At 73.5% G+C, this 3,828-nt stretch carries 1 protein-coding gene; it reads right to left on the reverse strand.

Annotated features, from left to right (window positions below; translation table 11 throughout):
- Positions 1 to 3,828 (reverse strand): SDR family NAD(P)-dependent oxidoreductase (locus ABZY13_RS33385; protein WP_356637559.1); only part of this gene is annotated, 3,828 nt, incomplete at its 3' end.

Here is a 3,828-nt window from a genome sequence, read left to right on the forward strand (position 1 = left end):
GCCGGCCAGGGCCAGGGAGCACTCCCCCGACCGCAGCGCCTGCGCCGCCAGATGCAACGACACCAACGACGACGAACACGCCGTGTCCACCGTCACCGACGGGCCTTCGAGACCGAAGACATAGGAGACGCGGCCGGAGGCGATGGCCCCGGTGCTGCTGTTGTTGGCGTAGTCGTGGTACATCACGCCGGCGAACACCCCGGTGGGGCTGCCCTTGAGCGTGGCCGGGTCGATGCCCGCGCGCTCGATGGCCTCCCAGGCGGTCTCCAGCAGCAGGTGCTGCTGGGGGTCCATGATGGCGGCCTCGTTGGGGCTGATGCCGAAGAACGCGGGGTCGAAGTCGCCGGCCTCGTGCAGGAAGCCGCCCTGCCGCGTGTAGGTGGTGTACGGGCGCTCGCCGGACGGGTCGTACAGGCGGTCGGTGTCCCAGCCGCGGTTCACCGGGAACTCGGAGATCGCGTCGACACCGTCGGCGACCAGGCGCCACAGGTCGTCCGGTGAGGACACGCCGCCGGGGTAGCGGCAGGCCATGCTGACGATCGCGATCGGATCGTCGGTGTTGACCCTGCTCACAGCGACCGGCGCGGTTGACTCGGGGGTTTGCGGCGCGTCGGTGCCGAAGAGTTCATCCAGCAGGTGCCGCGCCAGCACGGCCGGTGTGGGGTGGTCGAAGACGAGGGTGGCGGGCAGCCGTACGTCGGCGGCCTCGTTCAGCGCGTTGCGGAACTCGACCGCGCTCAGCGAGTCGAAGCCCAGTTCGCTGAAGGCGCGTTGCTCGTCCACCACCTCGGGGCCGCCGTAGCCGAGCGTCAGTGCCACGTGGGCACGGACCAGTTCGAGGACCGCGGCGGCGCGTTCGTCCGTGGGCAGTGCGGAGAGCCTGCGCCGCAGGGCCGTCGCCGCGCCGGCCGGGGCGGCGGTGGCGGTGCGTCGTGTGCGTGCGCGGACCAGGCCCCGGAAGACCGGAGGCAGTTGGTCACCCGCCTCGCTCAGGGTCTTGAGGTCGAGCGCGATCGGCAGCACGGTGGCCGCGTCGACGGTCGTCGCGCTGTTCAGCAGCGCGAGGCCCTGCTCGTCGGTGAGGGCTCCGACTCCGCTGCGGTTCATGCGCTGCCGGTCGGCCTCGGTGAGGGTGTCGGCCATGCCTGCCGCCCACAGGCCCCATGCCAGGGACTGTGCGGGCAGCCCCGCGGAGCGGCGGTGTACGGCGAGGGCGTCGAGGAACGCGTTGGCTGCGCCGTAGTTGCCCTGGCCGGGTGCGCCGAGCACGCCGGTCGCGGAGGAGAACAGCACGAACGCGGCCAGGTCCCTGTCCGCGGTCAGCTCGTGCAGGTGCAGGGCGGCGTCCGCCTTGGGCCGCAGTACGGAACTGAGCCGCTCGGGCGTCAGGTCCGGGGTCATGGCGTCGTCCAGGACGCCGGCCAGGTGGACGACGCCGGTCAGCGGGACCCCGTCGAGCAGGGCGGCGAGGGCGTCCCGGCCGGTGACGTCACAGGCGGCGAGCGTGACCTGGGCGCCGAGCGCGGTCAGTTCGGCCACCAGATCGTCGGCACCGGGAGCCTCCGCGCCCCGTCTGCCGGCGAGCAGCAGGCTCCGTACGCCCTGGGCACTGACGAGGTGCCGGGAGACGAGCCGGCCCAGGGCACCGGTCGCACCGGTGACCAGGACGGTGCCGTCGCCGAACCGGCCCCCGTCGCCCTGCCCGGCGTCCTCGGTGCGCGGGACACGCGCAAGGCGGGCCCCGTGCACGACTCCCCCGCGCACCACGGTCTGCGGCTCGCCGGACCCGACGACGGCCGTGACACCCGCCGGGTCCGCCGGCACCGCCAAGTCGCCTGCGGCACCCGAGGGTTCCAGGTCCGTGAGCACGAACCTGCCCGGGTTCTCGAGCTGGGCCGCGCGCACCAGACCCCAGACGGCGGCTCCCGCGAGGTCCGTGACCGCCTCGCCGGGGAGGCCCACGGCCCCGCTGGTCGCGACGACGAGCGTGGAGGTGGCGTACCGGTCGTCGGCGAGCCAGTTCTGCACCACGGCCAGCGCGCGGTGAACGGCCGCGTGCACCGCCGCGGCGTCGGCGCCCGGCGCGCAGGGCAGGACGACGACGTCCGGGACCGCAGCGTCGGCCTCGGGCAGCGTGGCCCATTCCGCGACGGTCAGTGCGCCGCCCTCGGCCGGGGCGGGCACGGGCGTCCACTTCAGGGAGTACAACGAGTCGTGGAACCCTGCGTGCGCTGCGCCGAGTTGCTGCTGGGCCGCGGGACGCAGAACGAGGGAGTCCACCGACAGCACCGGCTGTCCGGCCATGTCGGCGACGGTCAGGGCGATGCCGTTCCGGCCGGTGGGCGCCAGGCGCACGCGCACGCTGCTCGCGCCGGCCGCGTGCAGCCGCACACCCGACCAGGCGAACGGCAGCACCGCACCGCCCGCGTCGTCGAACATGCCGGTGAACAGGGCCCCGTGGAGAGCCGCGTCGAGCAGCCCGGGGTGGATGCCGTAGCGGTCGGCGTTCCTCGCCTCCGACGGGGGCAGGGCGACCTCGGCGAACACCTCGTCGCCGGACCTCCATGCCGCCGTCAGGCTGCGGAAGACGGGCCCGTAGTGCAGCCCGGAGGCCGCGAAGTCGTCGTACAGGCGGTCGGTGTCGACGGGAACGGCGTCCGTCGGCGGCCAGGGGGCGAGGTCGGCGGGGAGGGCCGTGGGACTGGGGCTCAGTACGCCTTCGGCGTGCCGGGTCCATGGGATGTCCGGCTGGTCCTCGGCACGGGAGTGGACGGTGACGCCACGCCGCCCCGAGGCGTCGGGAGCGCCGACCACGACCTGGATCTGCACTCCGCCTCGCCGGGGGAGCGTCAGCGGGGCCCGGAGGGTCAGTTCGTCGAGGGTGCCGCAGCCGACCTGGTCGCCCGCGCGGATCGCCAGTTCGACGAAGGCCGTGCCGGGGAACAGGACCGAATCGCCGACCACGTGGTCCACCAGCCACGGCTGGACGGCCGAGGAGAGCCGGCCGGTGAGCACCGCGCCGTCGGAGTCCGCGAGCATCACGGCGGCGCCGAGCAGGGGATGCCCGGCCTCGGCGAGCCCTGCGGCAGTCACGTCGCCGAGGCCGCCGCCGAGCAGGTTCTGCGGGGCGTCGACCCAGTAACGCTCCCGCTGGAAGGCGTACGTCGGCAGGTCCACGCGCCGTGCGCCGGTGCCGGCGAAGTACGCCTCCCAGTCGACCTTGACGCCGGTCACGTGCAGCTGGGCCAGTGCGGTGACGAGCGTCTCCGGTTCCGGCCGGTTACGGCGCGAGGCCGCCGTCAGGACCGTGCGGTCGTCGGTGACCGACTGCCGGGCCATGCCGGTCAGCACGCCGTCGGGGCCCACTTCCAGGAAACGGGTGACGCCTTCGGCCTCCAGGACGCGGATGGTGTCGGCGAAACGGACCGGTTCCCGGACCTGGCGCACCCAGTAGCCGGGATCGGTCAGGTCCTCGCCGAGAGCACCGCTCACCGTCGAGAGCACCGCTATCCCCGGCTGCCCGAAGGCAAGCCCGTCGGCCACCTCGCGGAACTCGGCCAGCATCGGCTCCATCAACACCGAGTGGAACGCATGCGAGACAGCAAGCCGGGTCGTCCTGCGGCCCCGGGCCTCCAGTTCGGCGGTGACCAAGGTGACCGCATCCTCAGACCCCGAAACCACCACAGCCTGCGGGCCGTTGACCGCTGCAATGCCGACATCGCCGGTGAGCAGAAGCCGTACCTCGTCCTCGGACGCCTGCACCGCCACCATCGCCCCACCCGCCGGCAACGCCTCCATCAACCGGCCCCGAGCAGCCACCAACCGCAC

Origin of the sequence: Streptomyces sp. NPDC006610 (assembly GCF_040611575.1) — a bacterium.
Lineage (GTDB): Bacteria > Actinomycetota > Actinomycetes > Streptomycetales > Streptomycetaceae > Streptomyces.